The organism is Shewanella sp. 8A, assembly GCF_023475945.1.
Classification (GTDB): Bacteria; Pseudomonadota; Gammaproteobacteria; order Enterobacterales; family Shewanellaceae; genus Shewanella; species Shewanella xiamenensis.
The window spans coordinates 163,046-185,440 of the sequence record NZ_JAMDJP010000005.1; the positions used below are offsets into that span (position 1 = coordinate 163,046).

Annotated in this window: 24 protein-coding genes and 1 tRNA gene; 5 read left to right on the plus strand and 20 right to left on the minus strand. The window is 38.0% G+C overall.

Features of this window, described 5'->3' with window-relative positions; genetic code table 11:
• Positions 1-20: 20 nt before the first annotated feature.
• Complete coding sequence (locus M0413_RS05735) at positions 21-2,492, minus strand: 6-hydroxymethylpterin diphosphokinase MptE-like protein (RefSeq protein WP_069453258.1); 2,472 nt, start codon at positions 2,490-2,492, stop codon at positions 21-23.
• A gap of 348 nt (positions 2,493-2,840) precedes the next feature.
• On the opposite strand from M0413_RS05735, the gene pseB reads away from it, so the two are divergent.
• Positions 2,841-3,836, plus strand: a complete 996-nt coding sequence (pseB, locus tag M0413_RS05740) for a UDP-N-acetylglucosamine 4,6-dehydratase (inverting) (RefSeq protein WP_069453257.1) — start codon at positions 2,841-2,843, stop codon at positions 3,834-3,836.
• Entirely contained in the window at positions 3,833-4,984 is a 1,152-nt protein-coding gene (gene pseC / locus M0413_RS05745; RefSeq protein ID WP_069453256.1) for a UDP-4-amino-4,6-dideoxy-N-acetyl-beta-L-altrosamine transaminase, read from the plus strand. The genes pseB and pseC overlap by 4 nt, the downstream gene beginning before the upstream one ends.
• A 4-nt stretch (positions 4,985-4,988) precedes the next feature.
• On the opposite strand, the gene M0413_RS05750 is transcribed toward pseC, so the two are convergent.
• The 15 genes from M0413_RS05750 to M0413_RS05820 all read right to left on the minus strand — a co-directional run bounded on the left by M0413_RS05750 (position 4,989) and on the right by M0413_RS05820 (position 16,920).
• A complete protein-coding gene (locus tag M0413_RS05750; RefSeq protein ID WP_249553440.1) occupies positions 4,989-5,876 on the minus strand; it encodes a class I SAM-dependent methyltransferase in 888 nt (295 codons plus the stop codon).
• 30 nt (positions 5,877-5,906) lie between these two features.
• On the minus strand, positions 5,907-6,185 hold the full coding sequence (locus M0413_RS05755) for a hypothetical protein (protein ID WP_249553442.1): 279 nt from the start codon (positions 6,183-6,185) through the stop codon (positions 5,907-5,909).
• 729 nt (positions 6,186-6,914) lie between these two features.
• Positions 6,915-7,343: a class I SAM-dependent methyltransferase gene (locus M0413_RS05760; protein WP_069453253.1), complete on the minus strand. Its 429-nt coding sequence runs from the start codon at positions 7,341-7,343 to the stop codon at positions 6,915-6,917.
• A gap of 9 nt (positions 7,344-7,352) precedes the next feature.
• Positions 7,353-8,081: an SDR family NAD(P)-dependent oxidoreductase gene (locus M0413_RS05765; RefSeq protein WP_069453252.1), complete on the minus strand. Its 729-nt coding sequence runs from the start codon at positions 8,079-8,081 to the stop codon at positions 7,353-7,355.
• Positions 8,081-9,211 carry an AMP-binding protein gene (locus tag M0413_RS05770; RefSeq protein ID WP_069453251.1) on the minus strand — a complete coding sequence of 377 codons (1,131 nt, stop codon included), beginning with the start codon at positions 9,209-9,211 and terminating at the stop codon, positions 8,081-8,083. The genes M0413_RS05765 and M0413_RS05770 overlap by 1 nt, the downstream gene beginning before the upstream one ends.
• A complete protein-coding gene (locus M0413_RS05775; RefSeq protein ID WP_069453250.1) occupies positions 9,211-9,456 on the minus strand; it encodes an acyl carrier protein in 246 nt (81 codons plus the stop codon). Before M0413_RS05775 ends, M0413_RS05770 begins: the two co-directional genes overlap by 1 nt.
• Positions 9,453-10,019 (minus strand): UDP-4-amino-4,6-dideoxy-N-acetyl-beta-L-altrosamine N-acetyltransferase, encoded by a 567-nt coding sequence (gene pseH, locus M0413_RS05780; protein WP_023267091.1) that lies wholly within the window; start codon positions 10,017-10,019, stop codon positions 9,453-9,455. Before pseH ends, M0413_RS05775 begins: the two co-directional genes overlap by 4 nt.
• A 10-nt stretch (positions 10,020-10,029) precedes the next feature.
• A complete protein-coding gene (locus M0413_RS05785; protein ID WP_069453249.1) occupies positions 10,030-10,794 on the minus strand; it encodes an SDR family NAD(P)-dependent oxidoreductase in 765 nt (254 codons plus the stop codon).
• A gap of 11 nt (positions 10,795-10,805) precedes the next feature.
• On the minus strand, positions 10,806-11,039 hold the full coding sequence (locus M0413_RS05790) for an acyl carrier protein (RefSeq protein ID WP_023267093.1): 234 nt from the start codon (positions 11,037-11,039) through the stop codon (positions 10,806-10,808).
• 69 nt (positions 11,040-11,108) lie between these two features.
• The gene (locus M0413_RS05795; RefSeq protein WP_069453248.1) at positions 11,109-11,849 is read right to left on the minus strand and encodes a cytidylyltransferase domain-containing protein; all 741 of its coding nucleotides are present in this window, start codon (positions 11,847-11,849) and stop codon (positions 11,109-11,111) included.
• A gap of 1 nt (position 11,850) precedes the next feature.
• Positions 11,851-12,924, minus strand: coding sequence for a pseudaminic acid synthase (gene pseI / locus M0413_RS05800; RefSeq protein WP_069453247.1), 1,074 nt, complete (start codon positions 12,922-12,924; stop codon positions 11,851-11,853).
• Complete coding sequence (locus tag M0413_RS05805) at positions 12,917-14,032, minus strand: aromatic ring-hydroxylating oxygenase subunit alpha (RefSeq protein ID WP_069453246.1); 1,116 nt, start codon at positions 14,030-14,032, stop codon at positions 12,917-12,919. Before M0413_RS05805 ends, pseI begins: the two co-directional genes overlap by 8 nt.
• Positions 14,029-15,087: a PseG/SpsG family protein gene (locus M0413_RS05810; protein WP_069453245.1), complete on the minus strand. Its 1,059-nt coding sequence runs from the start codon at positions 15,085-15,087 to the stop codon at positions 14,029-14,031. The genes M0413_RS05805 and M0413_RS05810 overlap by 4 nt, the downstream gene beginning before the upstream one ends.
• Positions 15,077-15,820, minus strand: coding sequence for an SDR family NAD(P)-dependent oxidoreductase (locus tag M0413_RS05815; protein WP_249553444.1), 744 nt, complete (start codon positions 15,818-15,820; stop codon positions 15,077-15,079). Before M0413_RS05815 ends, M0413_RS05810 begins: the two co-directional genes overlap by 11 nt.
• 8 nt (positions 15,821-15,828) lie before the next feature.
• The gene (locus M0413_RS05820; RefSeq protein ID WP_069453243.1) at positions 15,829-16,920 is read right to left on the minus strand and encodes a 3-oxoacyl-ACP synthase III family protein; all 1,092 of its coding nucleotides are present in this window, start codon (positions 16,918-16,920) and stop codon (positions 15,829-15,831) included.
• A gap of 130 nt (positions 16,921-17,050) precedes the next feature.
• Between M0413_RS05820 and M0413_RS05825 the strand changes: the two genes are divergently transcribed.
• Positions 17,051-18,079, plus strand: a complete 1,029-nt coding sequence (locus M0413_RS05825; protein ID WP_249553446.1) for a ketoacyl-ACP synthase III — start codon at positions 17,051-17,053, stop codon at positions 18,077-18,079.
• An 11-nt stretch (positions 18,080-18,090) separates the two neighbouring features.
• Here M0413_RS05825 and M0413_RS05830 read toward each other — a convergent pair whose 3' ends face one another.
• The 4 genes from M0413_RS05830 to M0413_RS05845 all read right to left on the minus strand — a co-directional run bounded on the left by M0413_RS05830 (position 18,091) and on the right by M0413_RS05845 (position 20,996).
• On the minus strand, positions 18,091-18,357 hold the full coding sequence (locus M0413_RS05830) for a hypothetical protein (RefSeq protein ID WP_080612471.1): 267 nt from the start codon (positions 18,355-18,357) through the stop codon (positions 18,091-18,093).
• Positions 18,350-19,642 (minus strand): motility associated factor glycosyltransferase family protein, encoded by a 1,293-nt coding sequence (locus tag M0413_RS05835; protein WP_249553448.1) that lies wholly within the window; start codon positions 19,640-19,642, stop codon positions 18,350-18,352. Before M0413_RS05835 ends, M0413_RS05830 begins: the two co-directional genes overlap by 8 nt.
• A gap of 47 nt (positions 19,643-19,689) precedes the next feature.
• Positions 19,690-19,765 (minus strand) — tRNA-Arg (locus M0413_RS05840).
• 55 nt (positions 19,766-19,820) lie between these two features.
• A complete protein-coding gene (locus tag M0413_RS05845) occupies positions 19,821-20,996 on the minus strand; it encodes a flagellar assembly protein FlgT (protein WP_037420626.1) in 1,176 nt (391 codons plus the stop codon).
• Positions 20,997-21,274: 278 nt separating this feature from the next.
• On the opposite strand from M0413_RS05845, the gene M0413_RS05850 reads away from it, so the two are divergent.
• Positions 21,275-21,907 (plus strand): FlgO family outer membrane protein, encoded by a 633-nt coding sequence (locus tag M0413_RS05850; RefSeq protein WP_249553450.1) that lies wholly within the window; start codon positions 21,275-21,277, stop codon positions 21,905-21,907.
• Complete coding sequence (locus tag M0413_RS05855) at positions 21,904-22,353, plus strand: LPP20 family lipoprotein (protein ID WP_037420620.1); 450 nt, start codon at positions 21,904-21,906, stop codon at positions 22,351-22,353. The genes M0413_RS05850 and M0413_RS05855 overlap by 4 nt, the downstream gene beginning before the upstream one ends.
• The last annotated feature ends 42 nt before the right edge of the window (positions 22,354-22,395 follow it).

A 22,395-nucleotide genomic window follows, 5' to 3' on the forward strand; every position in this document is an offset into this window, starting at 1 on the left:
ATCACCACTTGGCAACTAGGTTATTGTGCTTCAGTCATGATTCGGGTGAGTTCTGCCACATAATGTTGTGCTACCTGATTGTCAGGATCCGCATTTAAGGCATGTGAAAACGCAGTATGTGCACCCTCAGCTTGATTGAGTTCAACCATAAATAAACCAAGCTTTATCCAAGTCTGCGTATCTGAAGGATATTTTTCTAAGTAGTCTAGATAGACGTTGACTGACGCTTGGATTTTTCCGCGTAGTTTAAGGATATGCGCATACTGCGGCATGTACTCATCACTGTGGGTCAAAATCTTGACAAGGGTTGACTCGGCCAGCTCAAGTTTGCTCAATTTTAGCGCAAGCAGAATAATGTGTTTTAACTCCATTTCTGTATAGAGATCTTCGGGTAATGCTAATAGTGCATCTAAGGCTTGCTGATGTTGTTGCTCTAGGCTGAGCTGAAAGGATAATGCAAGATGATATAGTCGCTTAGCTTCAGGATCCTTTTCTATTAGTGGAGCAAGATTATGCGCAAGTAATGCTAAGCCCTGATGACTTTGAGATTTATTTAACCGTAAAATTTTTGTGTAGACATGCTCCATAGCAGAGCCAGAATGGAGAGTATCAACATAGGCTTGCCTAACTTGAGTTAAGCTAAGCTGGTATAGATTATTTAGTTCCGTCCAAAGTAATTGTTCATCTGCTGAGAATGAATAGGCAGGGTGCATCTTTTTCCATATAAAGCACCTTCCTGGTTGATTATCTCTTTTCCATTGCTCTGCTAATGTATTAAATGGAGTAGTTCCCAGTTCGTTTATTCTATCTTGCAGTTTGTTACAAGCACTTTCTACTAGTTTAAAAACTTGATCACAGCTAGATGAAAATGCCTCATAATACCTTTCCGTCATTTGGTTTATTTGCGGTTGTGTCCAGCTTTCTACTTCTCTAGTTGTTAAAAATTTAGAGAACTCAAAGTAACCATAAAACTTGATTAATTGAGATAGTTTTTTATATTTTTTGTTTATTTTAAACTCGATTTTATCTACTTTATCAAGAGTGTTAGATGTTTTTTTTGCGTCTAAGTTAAGTTTCGATGTGAGTTTTTTTGCATCAGTGATTAAGTGTTGCAACTTGATAAGTTCATTTTTTATATTTTTACATTCAGAATAAACTTCATTAAGATCATTTTCTTTTGTTGTGATCAGGCGACTATCGGATAGTAGTTTGCTTTTTACTAATGGATTAAGTGTTATTTTTTCCGTAGATTGATGAGTAATTCCTTCAATACATGCAGCATGTGATGACAAATTGATTAAATCAACATAAGGGTATGTTTTAGCTTCATTTTCAAGTGATTCCATTGCTTGTTTAAGTTGAATTAAGGTCTCTGCTTGATAACCTGCGTAAGTATTTACCCATAATGTATCGTGCCCTAAACTCGGCCCTAAACTTGCTTCTACTGTACCTCTTGCGTGGCTATATCCAGACTTGGAGTAACAAAAATCCACACCACTTAACAAGACCTGCCTGAACCCCATCTCTATAGCTAAACGAATAGCACTATTGGTGACTGTTGGTCCCACAGTCGGTATATTGTCGAAGTCATTCTCAATATTCCATGGAAAGCGTTGCCCCATATAGAAGCATTCACCTTGCCATTGAGATAATATTTTGGGATTGACGTGATATGAATGTACAAGTAGGGTTTCATCGCTTAACTCAAACATACCTCTACTCACATCAAAGCTAACATCTTGAGGATCTACACAGACAATAATATCAATATTGATACCAAACTTTGCCAGCTTTCCTGCAATCCGCGATACAGCAATTACATATAAATTATCTTGATTTTCCTTTATCCAATGTATAGTGTCATCAAGTGACGGACCACCTGCGATAACTATACAAACCATTCCTTTACACTTATTTCTAAGCTCTTTTGCTTGGGTATGATTGTCGGCAATATTCTCTAGCTGAGTTCTTACAAATATTTTTTGTGTAAAGTTAATGCTGTTGTCAAAATATTCATTCTGCAATCTAGATTCAACAGTATTTAGTAATGTGTTGTAATCATCAAGATGGCAAGAGGATACAGAAGATGAAGCGATTAACCTGTATTCACCTTTTGCTATGAAGAGTTTTATATCATCTTGTTTAAATAGTTCATCTAAACCAGATTCATCTATGATAACGAGTTTGCTTCGTAGCTCACTAGGTATATCTATAAGTAATAAAGGTAAAATAGTAGATAATTCAATAATTACAAATTTACTGCCATCAGGTATACCTTCAGTTAGCTCAAGTATATAGTTAGCCAACAGACCTGAATCCATACCAATGATTATGTTCAACTTATCTTGTTGGCTGAACAGTGTTTTAAATTTCCTATTATAGAAGGTTTTTGAATCGATTACCTCGAATGTATTGCGATTGATACTGGGTAAGTAGTACTCATTAAAGCGACTAATAGCAAAATTTTTAAGAATGTTAGATTGTAATTGCATGAAATTCTTACCCTGATAGCAATTGAAGGTAGTGGTTATAGCTATATAAGACTATGTCATTGCGATTCTTGCAAGCAACTCCTATACCAACGGTTAATTGACACAGTATACGTAACGCGAGGAGGGTATGAAAAGCGAACAAATGTTATCTTAATCCCAATAGAACTATGAAAAACTACATATATTATATATAGTTGCCTAAGATATGTTTGTAGGTCGCACCATGAACGTCAACATTTGATCATGCACAGAGTTGGCAAGAATCTTGTATAGTTACTGTATTGAAGTATTTAATCATAAGTGTCGCAAGTAGTTAATTGAAGCTAACAATCTTGAGTGGGGAACTCTATGTTTGATAATAAAACAATTTTGATTACGGGTGGCACGGGGTCATTTGGGCAAAAATACACCAAAACCATTCTCGAACGGTATAAACCGAAGCGGTTGATCATTTTTTCTCGAGATGAATTAAAGCAGTATGAGATGCAGCAAGTGTTTAACGCGCCATGTATGCGTTATTTTATCGGTGATGTGCGCGATGGTGATCGCCTAAAGCAAGCCTTTAAAGATGTGGATTTTGTGATCCATGCCGCCGCACTTAAACAGGTTCCCGCTGCCGAATACAACCCGATGGAATGCATAAAAACCAATATCCATGGAGCCGAAAATGTGATCCGGGCTGCCATCAGTAATAATGTTAAGAAGGTCATCGCCCTCTCAACAGACAAAGCCGCGAGTCCTATTAACCTATATGGTGCGACTAAGTTGGCCTCCGATAAGCTGTTTGTCGCTGCTAATAACGTTGTTGGAGACGGCCAAACTCGTTTTTCAGCAGTACGTTATGGTAATGTTGTGGGGTCACGTGGCTCAGTCGTACCTTTCTTTAAACAACTGATAGCTAATGGCGCGACTTCCTTGCCCATTACCCATCCCGATATGACACGTTTTTGGATTACTCTTCAGGATGGTGTTGATTTCGTTTTAAAAAACTTCTCCCGTATGCAGGGCGGAGAAATTTTCGTACCCAAAATTCCTTCCATACGCATCACTGATCTTGCCGCAGCCTATGGGCCAAGTTTGGAGCCGCAAATTGTAGGTATTCGTCCTGGGGAAAAAATGCATGAGGTTATGTGTCCAGGGGATGATTCCCATCATACGATTGAATTTGATGATCATTTTGTAATTACTCCCAGTATTATGTTCTTTGGTCGTGAGAATGACTATTCGAAAAATCTCTTAGGTGAGATAGGAAAACCTGTAAAGCAGGGCTTTGAATATCATTCGGGAAATAATCCACACTTTTTAAGTATTAGTGAAATACTGAATTTGGATTCTCAAGCATGATCCCATACGGTAAACAAGATATTAATCAGTCAGATATCGATGCAGTAGTTGATGTTCTATTGTCCGATTATTTAACTCAAGGGCCTAAAGTACCTGCATTTGAGTCTGCAGTTGCTTCCTATTGTTCAGCTCGCTATGGCATAGCGGTAAATAGTGCGACTTCCGCCTTACATATTGCATGTCTCGCTCTTGGGGTTGGGTCAAATGATTTAGTATGGACTTCTCCAATTTCCTTTGTCGCCTCGGCAAACTGTGCACTTTACTGTGGCGCTGAGATTGATTTTGTCGATGTGGATCCTCTAACGGGTAATCTCTGTCCAAATGCATTGGTAATTAAATTAGAACAAGCGGCTCGGATAGGAAAGCTCCCTAAGGTTGTTATCCCTGTACATTTATGTGGTCATAGTTGTGATATGGCAGCGATAGCAACTCTTGCTGAACAATATAACTTTCACATCATTGAAGATGCCTCGCATGGGATTGGTGGGAGCTATCATGGATACCCTTTGGGTAGCTGCCAATACTCTGATATTACCGTTTTTAGCTTTCACCCCGTCAAAATTATCACCAGCGCCGAAGGCGGTATGGCCATGACAAACAGCTCAAAATTAGCTGAGAAAATGGCCCTTTACCGCAGCCACGGTATCACTAAAGCCCCCGATAAAATGTTAAGACCTGATGAAGGGGACTGGTATTATGAACAGCATAGCCTAGGGTTCAATTATAGAATGACAGAACTGCAAGCGGCACTGGGTTTAAGTCAAATGTCTCGTATTGATGAGTTTGTTCAAGCAAGAAATAAACTTGCATCTGACTATATGAACTTATTAGACAATCTAGACCTTAAATTTGTTGTTCCCTCCAATGATGTGTACAGCGCTTATCATCTGTTTATTATAATGCTGAACGATTGTGAAAAACGTAAGATGATTTTTGATGAAATGCGTCAGGCAGGAGTCACTGCACATGTTCATTATTATCCAATCCATTTACAACCTTTTTACCTTCAAAAAGGTTTTAAAGAAGGGGATTATCCAAATGCAGAATTATATTATAAATCATGTTTAACACTCCCTCTTTATTCCAAACTTAATAAGGATGAGCTAGAATATATAGTTAAAAAAATATCTTACCTAATTAAAAGCTAATTTTTTATAATTCATAAGGATCTATTATTGTTGATGACCAATCGCGAGCAACTTTTTTCATTCTTTCCTTTGTTGGGTCATAGGTAGGGGTTAAAATCACCTCAAAAGTATTCTCTTCAAAAACTGTACTGGATAAAATCTTTTGTCCTAAGAACTGATGATTAGCAAGATTGTAATCATAAAGTAATATGCTTTTAGATTCTATATATTGATTTAAATCTCTATGGCTCGATACAAGATTGTAAAAGTCTCCTCCCACTCCCCAGAGATGTACAACTTTATTATTTTTTAAGCTACTTATAATCAAGTTATATAGATTAGTTAGATGTTTAGTGTACTGTGTGAATCTATCAATGACCAGAATATCTGAACAAGGGGTAATCACTTTTCTGCTATAATGCTTTCTCGTACATTTTTTTAGAAGTACTTGTAGTCTTGGGATATTTCCAGTAATTAATTGATTCGACTTTATTATCTTTAATCCGGCAAGATGTGCTATCATATCTAAAGAAGCTAATGTATAGTAGTGAATGTGTTGGCCATGAACGATATTTGTAGCGGCTATATTTTTTACATTAATTTTGGGGCTGCAATTAGGAACCTCAATGAAAATTAAACCTTCGTCATCCAGGTAATTAGCAATGTTGCTTAAATATTCAATAGGATTAACAATGTGTTCTAATACATGAGTACTTATTGCAATGTTGATTGGATTACTTGTAAAAAAAGATGAGATCTCACATAGATTATTTAGGTCAGCTGTAATATGGGTAATCGATTCTGATTGAGTATGATTATGAAAGTCGATGCTAGTTAAAACAGAACTATTAACTTTTTCATTTATCAGCTTTAGTGTTGTTCCTGAACCAGCGCCAAAATCAGCAATGTGCAATCCCTCTCTCAGATGCTCATTAATAAACTCTTACATCTGTAAATAAGGAGAGCATTCTAAAGTGAAGTCACACCACATATCTGGTTCAATATTATTAGAGAAGTATAATATCTTGAAAATATCATTTGTATAGTGATTCGTAATTTGAACGTGATTGCAATTGATGCACTTTCCAATATTAAAATCAATATTAATACGGCTAATTTCAATGCTTTCAGTGTTCCAAACCCCAGATTTTAATGCTGCCAAAATATTCCATTGACTATTTTGGCAAATGCCACATTTAACATAATTGCTCGATGATGCCATGTATCACTCCTTGTTAAAGAAATTCTTAGAAAAATTTTACATTTAGTCACACCTCTCATATTTAATTAATGATGTGTAAGTAATAATTCATTATATAGTCTATAAGGTTTTTTTTCAATCTAATAACAGTAGTCTATAATGCATAACTAAGAATAGCTTATCTTTTTATATGAAAATGGTATTCTAAGTTTGACTTTTATTCAATAAGGTATAAAGGTTTTAATTCACGATTCAGAATAAACCATTTTCATAATATTAATGTCTGAGTTATTTAAACGTTCTGCAAGATTTGATAGTGAATTATATACTGATATTAGTGTTTTTTTACAAAAAAGCGTTTAGGTTATTTTCAAAAAAGTATTTTTATAGCTATTCATTATTAATGAAGCTTGTGGATTTATGTAATTATTGAATAGTTGCTGTCTAATCGATTTTTAACCTGATGTTATTGCCGGTATCGTTAATAAATCTATAGTAAAATAATGAATATGCTGAAGATTGACTAAGTTACTCATTTCTATTTAAGGTCAGGGTGTTATAATGAGAAATCAGGAGCTTAAAAAGTTCCTTATTTTTAAGTCTATTTCCTATTTCCTATTTCCTATTTCCTATTTCTGTTAGAAATGAAATAGGATCTAATACATGTTATAGAACATGTGATGCTATAGCAAAATCAATAGTTTCAGCCCAATATGAATTATTAATATTAGTTAATTTATTTAAATTGAATTAAATGTATTCGAACGATTTATTATCACATCGTTTATTAAAATCGATACCAATTAAAGTGCTAGTGGGATATATTTCTCTTGCTATTTTTAACAACTTCCCGTCTCCGCAGCCAAAGTCTACGATAACATTAGGTGAGATAAGTGGGGAAGAAAAATTAAGCATGTCCATATAGGGAACATTCGACATTATATGTTCCTCATCCCACATGACTGCTTCTTGCGCGGAATGAAAATAAAGTTGGTCTAACAGAGATTGAGTATATTCAATACTAACTTGAACATGTCCACAATCATTACATCTTGATAGAGGATAGTTGTTATATTGGCGCTCTAAAGTGTGAAAAACTTGATGCCAGAGACCAAATGTGATTTCTGAAAAATCAGTCCATTCTGATTTTCCACATAGTTGACACTTTATTCTATACATGCTGGTGTCCTAATTTGTAATTCCGCCATCAATAGTAATAGTCTGGCCAGTAATAAAGGATGCACCATCGGATAGTAAGAAGCCGACTAGAGGTGTTATGTCATCCACATGACCAAGCCTGTGCATTGGTGTTCGACGAATAATTTGCTCGCGTTTTTTATCACTTAGAGTAGATGACATTTCGGTATCTAAATATCCAGGGGCAATAGAATTAACAGTTATATTTCGTCGTCCATTTTCTCTAGCCAGTGCCCTTGTTAAACCATCTAATCCTGCTTTTGATGCAGAGTATGCGGCTAGACCAGTATAACCACGGCTTCCTATAATTGAACTAATGTTTATAATTCTTCCAGCACTATTTTGTCTTAAAAATATACGCAGGGCCTCGCGAGCTAAATAAATAGCGCCATGTAAATTTACTTGTAATAAAGAATCAGTTTCTATATTAGGAAATGTCGCTAAAATTCCTTCCTTTGCTATACCTGCATTATTAATAACACCCCAAAGTTTGGCTTCATTAGCCCAGGCGCATGCTTCTCTAACAAATTCAGCAGTTTGTTCTGCGTTACCTATTTCGACTTGAAACCATTGAAAAGTTGAATGTTGGGAAAGTAATTCATCAATTGCGGAGTTTTTTTGTCGGCTACAAGTTGAAACTGTATAGTTTTCGGAAAGAAGATACTTAACTATCGCTAATCCAAGTCCTTTACTTCCGCCTGTCACAATAACATGCTTCATTATACTTTCCTTAATTTCTTTCCTGCTTCAGTCAAAGAGATATTTGTTACGAAGGTTACAATTCGAGGCTTTTCTGCATTGTCTAAATTATTATTTAGAGTGGCTAATGCTGCTCTCACTTTAGATTCATCATGTGTGGCAATTTCGGCACAAACAATCGCATTTGTGATAGGGTTACTCTTGGCATAGACTCTTGCGTCGATAACTTCATCTATTGAAAGGATTTTTTGTTCAATATCTTCTAGATTAACTTTGACACCGCCGATATTGACAATGTTGTCTTCTCTGCCAATAAAATATACACGATTGCCAATTATTTTTACTGTATCGCCTGTTTTAATTGTGATATCTTTTTTATGTAAAACTAATGACTCATCAAAAGTTAATTCCCATCCATTTAAATGTGAGTTTCTCCACTCTAATGGAAATCCTGCAATTCCATCTTTGACTGTGAAAACTACACCTGCTTCAGTTGTTGCATAGATATGCCTTAATTTAGCATCTGGGAATGTATTTTTTAGGGTATCTAGAATTGCTTGAGTCGCAATTTCACCACCTAAAGTGATAATTTTAAGTGGTGGAAGTTGTTTCGTCCATGACAGCAACAAACTTCGTATTAGTGATGGAGTTGCGCTGATAGCATCAATATTATATTGGCATGCAAGTTGAGCTTTTTTAGTCACGTTTGCATCTACATCAACGACAAGCACATTATTTGAAATAACAGCTTGTAATATAACCTGTAGACCAGCAAAGCTCATTGGGTGATAGCACAAAAGCCACCTAGAGTTATTTTTTGATTGGTTAGTTCTTGGTAATAGATCACTCAATAGATGGAATATTAGCTTTGGTGTACCTGTTGTACCTGAAGTAAATAATCCGACAGAAAAATTTTTTGGGATATTATGGAAGTTAATCTGTTGATTAGTTCTGTTAAAAATTACAGGTATATCAAGATGCTGTCCAACATAAAGGGCGTGAAGCATTTTTGATACGAGTTTTTCATTATCAGAGGAGCAATTAACTACTATAGAGGTTAAATCTTTATTATATGGTAACTCAACAATCTTATCTAAAGTATAGGTAACATTGTTTTCAATTAGATTGAATTTACCATTTTGTTCAAACATTAAGAATTCGCCTCTGTGTAAAGACTAATCAGCTCATCAACAGTATGGAAGGTTTTAAAACCGTCTCTAAATGGATCTAAACCAGTTGAAATTTCTAATGAAACTATCAAAGTTGCTAGATCTAATGAATCCATAGGTAAGTCATTTAGAAACTCGCTATTGAGGGTTATTGTTGGGCAGTCAACACCCTTTTCCGTGATAATTTTACGAGTCTCTTCTATTATTAAATTCTTTAGATTTTTCATGCAGAGTTCCAGTCATTAAATGATTTTGATATTTTATCTAATGTGAAATGTTGTTTTTGATTGATCCAATCTTCTCTAAGTTGTTCGAAAATGTAAACGTCTAAAAACTGGCCATTTTTAAAAATATGCTGCTTTAGTTGGCCTACAAGTCTAGTTTTATGCAACTTTTGCAACTTGACCACTTTGTCATTAGCATCTAAAACATGGTTGACAATCTTGTTAAAATTTAACTGGTGAAAAACATAATTACAAATATAAGTATGCATTGTCACACCATATTTTAGTCTCGCATGCCGTTCATAGATATACGAACCTGTACTACAACGTCGATGGAAATAATCAATGTCACTGAAGCATAAAAAACCTATTGATGAACCGTCATCTTGAATCATGTAACCTCGGTAGTCTTTGCGATCTTTTAAAGACCTTATCCAAGTTCGTTGTTTCTCGATCGATGGTTCGACTAGATCTGTGAACATATGCTTTGTTATCTCTGGCGTTGTACGCCATTTCAATAATAATTCAGCATCTGTTTCATCTATACGTTTAAAGTTTAGTGCCATGCTTTACTTCTTAGTTTGCAAGATAACCACCCTCTACCGGCAATGTTATCGCATTAATCCATTTTGCCGCATCACTTATCAGAAAGGCGACAGCATTCGCTACGTCTTCTGGTTGTCCAATACCCATCGGATGTTGGTCTAACATATGTTGGAATTGAGATTCAGTCATACTCTCTTTAGTTCGCTGTGCCATTTCAGTGGCTATTAATGCAGGAGCAACACAGTTAACTCTAATATTATCTCTAAGTAATTCCATTGCTAATCCACGCGTAAGTGACATTAAACCCGCTTTACTCGCTCCGTAGATTGTATTACCAGTCTGGCCAATAAGGCCTGCTATAGATGATACAAACACGATAGAACCCTGTTTGCTTCTATCACGCTTCGTGCGAAATCCTTTGGCAATAGCCATAGCACTGGCAAGATTTACGTGCATAGTTTGGTCAAAAAATGCTTGGTCGAATAGGCGTATCGGTTTTGTTTCTTGAATTCCTGCGCAGTGCACAAAACTATCAAAGTAACCTTCGGTTTTAGTTAAAGATTTAAACCAGTCATATAGCTCGTCGGTTTTTGCCATATCAAACACTGCAATTGAATGGCCTTCGCCTGACATTAACGCTAGGGTTTGATTAAGTTGCTCAACTTGGCGTCCATTGAGAACAACTCGAGCGCCAAGTTGGGATAGTAATATAGCACAGGCACGACCAATTCCTTTGGATGCTCCTGTGACTAAAATACGTTTCCCACTTAAATCCATGGGATTGTTTAACGTCATGGCTATAAACCTTAAACAGAGAGATGCTCTTGTACTAGTGCAACAAGATCATCTACAGTCTTGATTTGTTCCAATTTGTCACCCTGAATGACAATGTCAAAATGTTCATCTGCCATGGCGATAATGCTTAAAAATGCTAATGAATCCCATTGTTCTATATCCAGTAATACTTCATTTCCTTTAAGTGTATTGGTGTCTAGTTCTAAAATTTCTTCAAGTTGATTTAAAAATTCTTGCTTGTTCATAGTATTTACCTTCTGTTGCTTTATATAGGAGAATATTTTTCTATCGGCCTAAAACCAAAACTTTTGAGTTTAATGGACTGTTTTTTGTATTACACCAGAGTTTAGCAAGGCTATTTCTGGGTGCGAGGCTAATAAATTACAGATCTTCTCAGAGCTCGAATGCAACCAGTCTTTGCCTAACTTATTGATTAATTGATTTATTAGCTCTAAATCATCTGCTTCGTCTACACAGAGACGGTATTGGCTCCATTTTACGTTACCTGACTCAATCGGTACTATCGTCATGTTGGGTTGACTGTATAGGTATAGCGTTACATGTTCTCGCTCTGCTGGTTTAGTTGCAAAGTTATACGCCTTAGTGAGATTCTCCATACTGAAGACTTCAACGTCAAAGCCACGAGGGAAGTAATCTAAGCTAACATGTGTGTATTGATTGCTAGCGCCTTTCATATGCATCAACACTGTTTCGTCGATTAGTTGTCCCGAAACAAGTGGGCAGTCAGCTGTTAATCTAATAATAATATCTTCAGGTTGAGCATTTAACTGAAGCGCTGCCAGATAAAATCGCGAAAGCACATCGTCTTCGTTTCCACAAAAGAAAAGATGATTATTCTCTATACAAAAATCGACAATAGGGTGATCACGTTCACTATCCGTTGTGGCAATTATATGATGATCAATGAGTGTAGATTCATGCACTCGTGAAACATGATATTCGAGCATTGGTTTACCATTGATCATCGCTAACACTTTGCCAGGTAATCGACTAGAACCCATTCTTGCTTGGCTTATACATATCACTTTTGGCATTTTAAGGTGCCTTTTTAAGAGGAATGCTTAGGTGTTGTTCCGATAGCGCTGTACCAAAAGGGATATCCATTACGGCCTGTTGTCCTAAAACCTGTGGCAAATAACGAGTATGTAATCCCTTTGCCGGACGTACTGAGCGAACATTTTGTTCAGTAAATATCTCGCCTTTTTTGATATTTTTGCAAACATATAATGAACGTCTGTACTCGCGTCCTCCTTGCTCACTGGGTTTTATATCATAACCTGCCATCCCAAGAGCGCTATAGGCTTTAGTGGTTTCCTGCTTAAGTAGAATAAACTCATCTGGTTCTAGCGAAAAAGCAGCATCAACTGAACCATCTGTTTTATCAAGTGTAAAATGCTTTTCTATGATAGATGCACCTAGAGCTACTGCTGTAATTGCGGCAGTATTGTCGACCGTGTGATCACTTAGACCAATAGGGAAGTCGAATCTTTGACATAAATCGGAAATGGTTCTCAAGTTACAATCTTCGATTGGAGTTGGGTACCCACTAATACAGTGTAATAAAGCAAGTTGAGTGCCTCCAGCATTCGCAATGGCGGTTACGGCCTCATTGATCTCTTCTAGTGTAGCAAGCCCCGTTGACATAATTATTGGTTTACCTGTTTTGGCTATAGCAGTGATTAATCCAATGTCATTAATTTCAAATGATGCAACTTTATATGCAGGGCAGTTAAGTGATTCAAGTAAGTCAATGGCAGTCTTATCAAATGGAGATGAAAATAACGTTATGTTATTTTTTTTTGCTCGCTGAAACAATTCTTCATGCCATTCCCATGGTGTGTGAGCTTCTTGGTATAAATCATAGAGAGTACGACCCGCCCAAAGCCCACCTTCTAACCTAAATTCAGGGCCATTGTGGTTAAGTGTTATTGTTTCAGCACTATAGGTTTGAATCTTGATAGCATCTACACCTGTTGAGGCAGCCCTATCTATCATGGTAAGTGCTTGAGATAGATCTCCTTTATGATTACCTGATAATTCGGCAATCACATAAGGTGGTTTAAGAGAACAGATTTCTCTGCCTTGAATGAATATACTTGGCTTAAACATGCTTTATAATTCCAGTAGGTTTATTTATATCCTCCCTCCAAGCACTATGAAAGTAACGGATTCGATCTTCGCATTTACCGAGTAAGCCTGGAGTATTATTACAGGTCATATTGCTTTGGCAAGATTCAGCTACAATTCTGTCTTCTTCTAAAATAGTATGATTAAATTTTGTGAAGTTCATACAAACTGCAGCTTTTAATGCTTCACTTGATTTAATTTCGCTTGGTGGATTTATCATCCTCAAACGGAAATTTAAAAGGGTCGTTACTGAATCTACAGGTTCATAAGTTTGTAATGACATGAGTGAACCATTTGTTAACCCAATGGCAAGATTCGGGTAAATAAAAAAATGATTATACTCATCAAATTTATCATGTGGGTTAATTTTCAAATGTTTTCTCGCGCCATTCCACCATTTATGGGTCGCTTCTTGTAACGGCGTATTGCCTGTGGTATGCCCGTTGAAATAATGAATTTCACATTCTGCTCTAGCAAATTTTGCAAAAGTTTCTGGATGAGTACCTGCAACATGATAAACTTCTAAAACAGTCTCGCAAGCTAATTTCCAGTTCGTTTTCCAGCTATAAATGCCTTCTTGAATATGATCATTAAAATCTGTTGATATTGTTTCTAATATAGAAAAGTACGGTCCTAAAAATTCTGATAAAGAGGGACCAGTTTGACTTACTCTAACGAAAAGCAGTTCACCACAACGCTCGAGCGCGAATTTTTTTAGAGATAAATGTTTTTTTGTTGCCTCATTTAACCCAAAATCTGTTTTATTTTGTGGAACACCGGCTAATGCTCCATTGCTTTTGTAACTCCAGCAATGATATGGGCATATTAGCGAGCGGTTACCTTTTTTTTCTTGCTGAAGTTTAGCTTTTCTGTGACTGCATATATTCAATAGTGCAGAAAGTTCGCCATTGAAGTTTTGAACAAGAATCGGCGTATTACCAATTGTAATCGTGATGAAATCATTATTTTTTGATAGTTCATCTCTAAAGCCAACAAAAATCCAATTATTCTCGAATACTGCGAACTTTTCTTGTTCAAATGTATTCGTGGCGTAGTAATATACTGGATGTAGTGATTCCGTAGTAATCATTGTTGTTCCTGCTCAGTTTTTAAGCCAATAAGTAGCTTCTGGATAATACGTTGGCAGCCTTTCGAGTCAATTAATTGGCGAGCTTGCTCACTCATACGTTCTCTTTTGCATATATCATGCCAGAGATTGGTGGCTTCTTCAGATACTTTGTCAAGCAAAGAAAATGTTCTTTTGCATTTTACTTCCGACGTACAGGCAGATCTGAGATCGATAGCAAAATACCAAGTGTTGTTTAACGGCGACTCTAATGCAGGTGTTTGATTATCTACAGTTATCAATGCGATTGTCGGAACTCCCATCGATGCCAGCTCTCCAAGAGTCCCCCCTGCAGCTGATATCGCTAATCCGGCTTCTACCATGATACTTGCTACAGATGCTGGATTATAAATTAAGCTAAAATTGCTATATTGTTGTTGTAATTGTTCTAAATTTAACTGATCTTGATGCTGTTTTCCTAATAGTAGTTGAATTGTTGTCCCTGAAAGACGGGATAGCAAACTCTTTGATAAAGGGTACGCGAGGGATTTACTATCAGTACCACCTAATGTAATAAGTATATTTTTTCTTTCATTGAGTGGTTTAAAAGAACATATTGAGAACTCTTTTCTAAGATATGTATATTTTGGACCTAAACAAAATTGGGAAGATGGAAAACGTTTGGCGTAACTTTCTAAATTGGCATTTGGTGCAGGATTTATCACTAGGTCAACAAAATACTTTGAGCAGTCTAGTCCATCATCAAGCTTAACTTTAAATAATTTTAGCTGTTCTAATGTGTGCCATTCACCTGATGTTAGATCATAATCGTCTATAAAGATAACGGACGCAGAAAAGGATGATAACTCGTTAAAAGCAAGCGGCGAGGAAAGAATTCGGGTTGAGAATCCTTCTTCTTTAAGTTTATCTAATAAAGCATCTGGACAGGTTTTATAGATAAAAAGTATTTGGAAATAAGCTTTAGCAGCTTGAGCAAGTGCAAATAAGCGCATGATATGCCCAGCACCAATTTTATGGCTACTATTACCATAAAAAACACATAGAGGTTTAGCCAGCAAGAAAGCCACCGTCTACCGCGAGAGTACTTCCCGTAATCTTGTTACTCATATCACTTAATAAAAAATATACGCAGTTAGCAACATCCTCCGGTTCACTTAAACCTAGCGGATGTGAAGCGAGAAGCATTGATGTTTGCTGTTCTCCAATTGTTAAAAATTGCTTATTTGATTTTGCTCCTTTTACAATTGCTGGAGCAACACAATTAACCCTTATTGATTTTGATGCAAGTTCTAATGCTGCCGATTTGGTCAGTGAGGTAAGTGCTGCTTTTGATGCTGCATATAAAGTGCGTGCTTTTAACCCTCGTTGACCCGCTGCTGATCCAATATAAACAAAGCTTGCCCCTGGCACAAAGTGTTTTTGCCGAGAAAAAGCGGCTGTAAGCATGACTGCTGCGGAAAAGTTAATGTCGAAATAATCTCTGATCTGTTTTGGGGAAATATTTCGAAGCGGACTGTATCCTTGAAAACTAGCATTGTGAATAAACCCATCGATCGGTCCATATTTTTCAACTATTGTCATCGCGAGAGAATTGATATGATCCAGTTGGCTCAGATCGAACGGAATCACATAATGCTCGTTGCCTAATTGTGCTTTTGTTTGTTGTAAGGGCTCTTCTCTACGACCTACAAGAATTAGTTTAGCACCTTCAGCATCCAATTTTTGGCAGATGGCAAAGCCTATTTCAGAGTCAATTGCTGCGCCTGTAACTAGGTATTGCTTATTCTTCATATTCATTTTTATTGTTGCACCAAAGAAAGTGGCTCGAAATCATCTTCAATTTCAATTATTTCTGGCGACACAATGGGGCCTATATCCGTGATTATTGCTCCCCAAGACCAACCAACACCAAATCCTCCTAACATTACCTTTTTAGTTTGATTATCAAAAAAATGTTGAAGCTTATGACATATGGCTAATGGCACTGATGCACTTGAAGTATTGCCAAAATCTTTCATATCTATGAGATACTTATCACCCTGGATTTTTGATTTTTTTCTGAGGTGTTCGAGGATAAACTGGTTGGCTTGATGCATAACAACCATATCAAGCTCATCAACTATTAGATTGGCTAATCTAAGAGTATCTTTTACGAGTTGAGGTACGACTTTCAATGTGAATGAAAATACAGCCGCTCCATTAAGATATAGACGAGAGTCATTATAGAGTCGTTTTTCTTCTTCTTCTGATCTTGGCGTTAATTCTGGTATGGTAGGATTACGCCTCCCGCCCGCTTTTACGGCAATATGCTGTCCACCAGTGCCATCTGTCCCAAAAATCGCATATGAATTAGGCCAATTCTCATCATATTCAAGAGCAGTAGCTACTCCTGCATCACCAAACAAAGGAAGCGTACCGCGATCTTCAGGGAGTAGGTGTCGGCTTGATGTATCTCCACAAAGTACTAAAGCACGCTTACCATTTGAGCTGTTTAGTAACTGACTAGCGATCCAAGTTCCATAGACAAAACCAGAACAACCTAAACTAACATCAAGGCATGCAGAAGAAGTTGGAAGTCCTAATCTGTTTTGAATTAAGCAGGCTGTTGAGGGAAGCGCATAGTCGGCATCTTGCGATACGTAAATGAGAACATCCACCGATTCTGGTGACCAGTTCAAGCGTTGAAGTAAAACCTCTGCGGCAGCAATACACATATCAGATGCACAAAGATGTGGAGGTAAAATCCGGCGACTATGTATCCCTGTGCTAGCATATATTTTATCTGCTTCTTCTTGAGTAAAGATCTCTGGAGTTTCAACATAGGAATGCCTATGGGGAGGCACGGCAGCTTGCATTCCTGCAATTTTGACTGATTTGATCACGGCTTCCATAAATAACCTTGTTGAAGTAAGAATGGGTATTGGTTTTAACTATAACATTGAATAATATAGCTTGAAAGTACCAAACTTGTTTTGGAAACACTCTAACTTCTTGCTTATAAGGCAAATTTTAGGAATACAGATGACAGTCACTCGAGTTGAAAATGTTACTATCTCTGGAATAGTATCTGTGCTACCCGAAATAGAAAAGTTGAACCGAGACGCCGTTTCTTCTCAAGACTCGCAAGAAATGGCGCGTATTGTTGCTGCTACGGGGATTGAATCGAAACGTGTTGTCAGTCAGGGGCAAACTGCCCTAGATCTTGCCACTAAGGCTTGTGAGTTACTTCTAAGCAGTATGGATTGGGCTGAGGATGACATCGCTATTCTTCTTTTTGTCACTCAAACGCCGGATTATCCTTTGCCTGGTAATGCTGTACAACTCCAACATAGACTTGGTTTAGATAAAAACACTTTGGCTTTTGATATTAATTTGGGATGTTCCGGTTTTGTATATGGACTGTGGCAAATATCACAGCTATTAAATACTTTACCGCGGAGCAAAGCTTTACTTGTTGTCGGTGATACAACCAGTCAACAATATAGTGAAAATAATCGTTCAGTTTCTGCACTGTTTGGAGATGCTGTTAGTGCGATTGCGATTGAGAATTGCAAAGACTGTGATGACATGGTTTTTTCCCTTGGAACTGATGGTGCTGGCACTCCTTATCTGATTCAGCCTTTCGGAGGCGCAAAAAAACCTGATGAAAAATTCGAACTGTTTATGGATGGTATGCAAGTTTTTGTATTTACCCTAAGAGAAGTTCCAAAATCAATTCAATCATGCTTATTTGAAAAAAAATGGCAAGTGAATGAAGTTGATTTCTGCATAATGCACCAAGCAAATGAAATGATGTTAAAGCGATTAGGTGATAAAGTCGGATTCGCCGAAGAGCAAGTGATTATATCTATGCGAAAAGTGGGTAATACGAGTTCTGCATCGATCCCATTAGCCTTATGCTTGTCTCTTTCTGAAGAGTTGCTTACCCGAAAAAATAAACTAGTTCTTTCGGGGTTTGGTGTAGGCTGGTCCTGGGGAAGTGTTGCATTGACTTTAGATAAATTATCCGTTTGTACTTTAATAGACCTATCGCTCAACTCTAATTTGTAAATAATGCTCCATTAAGATATGTTAGTTAGCATATCGGGGATTTCAAACTCTAGATAATCAGCCAGTGACAACCAATCTGATCTTTCATGTGCAGACAACATTTGAGGTAATAAAGATGCGATTCTGCTTTTCTCCATGTCAGTACTGATAATAGTCTCTAGTTTATCAAGACACATTCGAAGATGCTTAGCTCCTTGAGCTTCTTCCCCTAGCCTAAGATGTTTTGATGTGATTAGTAAGTCATTTATTAGCAGAGTTATTTCAACATTCTTATTCATTTGTGAAGTCCTTGTACTGTGCTCCTAGTATTCTGGCGCCATCTAGCGAGGATTGATAAAATTTTATGTTAGGTTTAATTTTTATATAGCGTTCTAAGCTTCTCAAATATCCTCTAAAGTTTAAATCAGTTTCCACTCTATCACCACGTCCATTAAGGACCCAATGTTTGGCATTATTTATTTTTGGTCCCAAAGAACCATCAGGCCAGAATGCATGAGTTTTATTCTTTGCATAACAAAAGTCACAACCAAACATGGATATCTCATAAGCACCCAAATAAGCTGCTAGATCTATAATAGGGTGAATTACACTACCATTAGTATATAAGCGCAATTTTGGTTGGTAGTTTGATAGAGTATCGTATCTTGCATGTTTTGAATATGCACAATATCTATTTCCCTTCCATTCTTTAACAATGTCAGGTGATATAGTTGGAAAATACACTAATGAAATATTTTCTGTATCCTCAATAGGCATATGGTCTAGACGAATATTTATATCAATACTAACAACAATATCTGGATAGATGCCATGATTTACTAACCCTTTTAATGAGGTGTCGGCAGCAATCATTAATGGTCTTGTGTTGTCTGGTAACTGTCGCTGTTTTAGCAAAAAATCATAGTGATCTTCTAGTGTTGGGCCTGAGGCTATAACATGACACCGAGGTTTCTTATAATACTGTATAAGCAAGTCTGCACTTGGATCATTTTCAATATTTTTTGAATTACTGTTAAATCGAAACTCAACTTTGTCGTTATTAAGGTGTTGCTGATTAGCATAATTACGATTTAGCTCATATACAATTAAATCTCGAATAATAGCATTTTCATTGCTAACTAAATTGAGTTCTGGTGTGATTGCAATATAAGGAAAACTTAGAGTTTTTCCTGCTTGCTCATACAAGTTCACATTCGGATGACTGAGCCATTCCCTCTGATCGGTGTAACAAAGCAGTAATGCGAATACGGCTAAGTTTAAAATGCAAACTTCGATTTTTTGATATTGCGGATTATCCGTTAATAGACTCGGCACATCACCCATACCCACGCCATAAACTGTGACTTGCTGAACATTTGAGGGAAGGGTACTAATAAACAGCTGTGCTTCAGCGATGCGGTCATGGCGACTGCTGAGCTGAATGCCATTAACACTGATAGTTTGGTTTTGGCCTTGAACTAAGTGCGCATCAAGATGGTCAATTGATTGGCTTTTTATCGCTGCAGCCACAATTGGCCAGCGTTTAGCGATAATATTCAGATTAGTGGCAAATAGTTCAGTCATTCCGTTTCCTCGGAAGCTTTCGTGTTGATATTACCGACATCACTATCTGGTCTCTCCACAGGGACTCGAACCCCGATCGGCCGCTTAGGAGGCGGCTGCTCTATCCTGTTGAGCTATGAAGAGACGCTGGTGATTATACTGGTTTTATCTTTGATTAAAAGGCTTATGATTTAGTTGCTTAAATCTTAAGCGCGATGTCGTTTATCTGTACATTGTAAACCGCATTTTGGTCAACGAGTACGGCTGTTGCACTTTCTTCACTCACTTGTTCAATTTGCACTGTTGCTCGGCTTTTGGTAGCAATGGCACGCATTTCATTGAGTCTATCCGGTAAATTGCGTTGTAACACCACTTGGAACTTATCACCAACTCGAATGCCATGTTTTCGGCCTAGGTTGAGAATAATCCGATCTCCTTGACGACTGACAACTTGCCCAAGTAGTGGTCTACAGTTGAGCGTGTTATCAATATCGCGAGTCGCTTCTTGCAGCAGTTGGCTGATATTTTTGCCGTAGGATGAACGCCAAAATCTATCACTATTGGGGGCAACAATGGCTTGTTCCTCAAATTCCCACCGAGCCGATGTGCTGTAGGTTTTGTTCCATACTTCTTCACCGCTAATGCCGTGATAAAGGCTAAGCTTTAATTGGAACTGTCTTTGTGGCGCTTCATCCCACCATCCCATAAAGGTGGCTTGTACTGGCTCGGTTGAAATATCAATAATTTGCGGTAGTAAAATGTATTGGCTATCGGTAATTTCACTCAGCCAACTCGGAAGTCTATAGCCGCGGATATCGACCAGTTCTTGTGCGATATCGAGCCTTTCTTTGGCATGGATATGGCTGTATCCAGTTGATGAGTAGCCATCAATACTATTACCGAGTCTTTCGGAGATGACTTCTTCAAATCCTGATAATTGGCCGTAGCGTAATTGTGCTCGATCTTTTATTTGGGCTTGGGGAATAAGGATCGCGGCTTTTAATTGGCCCGTTGGGCATTGTTGTGTTGGGTCATCATTCAGATCGAGCCTGAGCGACACATAAATTTTATTCCCTTGAATGCGTTCACTCACTAACTGAATACTAATCGCTTGAGCGTTACGATTAATGGCGAAGCTGTCTTGCGTGAGATTGCCGTTGGTGGTTTGTTGTTCACTGGATATTTGGATCCCGGTGCTGAGGGTGGCATAGCTAACCGCTTGATTGATGGCTTCTTCCCGCGCTTGGGCGATGTTGCCATTGGTGATGATTGCTTCACCACTGGCTTCGACCCATTCTGCTTGCGCTTGATTAGCTTGAAGTGCGGCCAGCAGTAGGCTGCTAATGATGAGCAAGTGCTTTCTGAGTATGTTCATTAATAAGCCCTTCAGGTCAATTGTGCCAATCAGTTGAGTCAGTTTAATGGCGGTTTTATTGGCTGTAAAAGCAAGTTTCGTGCCTAATTTATGAAATATACCCAAACCATCTGAAGTTGCTGAATAGGTATAGAGGGTAAAGTTATTGGCACTGTTGTCGATAATCAGGTGAGTTAATCAAGGATTGTATTTTGACTTGGTCTAATATTTGCAATCTTTTTGACTAAAGATTGCGGCTCGCTTTGAGGCGCATTGATATCGATAATGAGGTTATTCCCATGCTAAAGCGTGCGTTCATTCCCCTGGCTCTTTTGGCGCTGATTGGGTGTGCGACTAAACCCGTTGTGCCGCCAAAACCTAGCCTAGTTGATGGCAATGGTTTGCCGCCTACGGCGACAATTAATCATCTAGCGCAGCGAATTGTCACTGAGTTAGTCAAACAGAATGATGCCTTGCGTCCTGATCAACCTATCGTTGTAACTACACCAGTATTAGTGGGCGACATGACGAGTACGAATGCGGTTGCGCTGCAATTGCAGCAGGGACTCATGGCATCGTTGCACAGTTTTCAATTTAATGTGGTGGAGTTAAATCTCGCCGATGGACTGCGTGTTACTGGTGAGGGCGATTTTATTTTGACGCGTGACTGGCAAAAATTGTCTACTAATTTGCCTGTTGACCATATTGTGGTATCCACGATGAGCCCGACGACTAATGGCTTAGCGATTAATACTCGAATCGTTACCTTAAGTAACAACCGAGTGGTGTCAGCTTCACAGACCTTTGTTACACAAAAAGAATTAAGCAATTATATGCAGCCCTCTGAGCAAGTGATCTCCCACGATGGGATTTTATATCGTCAGTCGGCTCCCGGTATGAATGAAGTGCGTGTATTAGGAGATGGAAAATGAAACGCTACCTGTTGGTGATTGCGGCGCTTCTACTGACAAGTTGTGCCTCTAGAGACAAGTATGTGCAGTGGGAAGATGTTCCTCCATCTAGCTTCCCTAAGCTAACGGCCATTGGTTATGCCCCGTTAGCGACTCAACCAGCGAAAGAGCAATCTCAAAGAATGTTGATGGCGATGCAGGCCTCAAAAATCGTGGCTTATCGTGAACTGGCTGAACAAGTGTATGGACAAAAGATCACCGCTAACAGCAGTGTCAGTGATTGGATGCTAACCGATGATAATGTTAAAGCTTCAGTCACTGGGGTGATCCGCGGCGCAAGAGTAGTTAAAAGTTATCCCGCAGGTGAGCATTACGTTACTGAGTTAGAACTTGATTTTTCTAAGGTATGGCAAATCTATCAGCAGCAGAGTCGGCCACAGAGAATTAAAGAAGTCACTTACTTTTAAGGTGTCATCTCCTATCAACCAGAAGACAAGCATGAGATGGTT